Below are 329 nucleotides of genomic sequence, written 5' to 3'. Positions count from 1 at the left end.
GGCCGACATGGTCACGATGATCATCAACAGTGCTCTATCGTTCTGGGTGTTCTTCCCGATCTTCAAGATCATCTTCAAGCGTGACCCCGAGCCCGAGCCGGCTGAGCCCGAGGCTGAGGCCGAGGGGCCTGGCCCTGCTCAGGTGGCGGGTGTGCCGGTGGCCGGGGGTGCGGGGGAGTCCTCGTCGTCGGCCCGTGCGGGCCAGGAAGTCTGAAGAGTGCGCTGATGTGCAAGCTGTTGACGATCGTCGTGCCGTGCTACAACTCTGCGGCGTACATGCACCGCAGCATCGACTCGTTGTTGGCCGGGGGCCAGCGGGTGGAGATCTT

Annotated in this window: 1 pseudogene; it reads left to right on the top strand. The window is 64.4% G+C overall.

The annotated features are described in order from the left end of the window. Nucleotides 1-214 (top strand): annotated as a pseudogene (locus IE95_RS0118385) (hypothetical protein); the annotation flags it as partial. Between the last annotated feature and the right edge of the window lie 115 nt (nucleotides 215-329).

The organism is Oerskovia turbata (assembly GCF_000718325.1).
GTDB lineage: Bacteria > Actinomycetota > Actinomycetes > Actinomycetales > Cellulomonadaceae > Oerskovia > Oerskovia turbata.
Note: the sequence above shows the minus strand (reverse complement) of the source record. Positions and strands in the feature narration are given on the sequence as shown.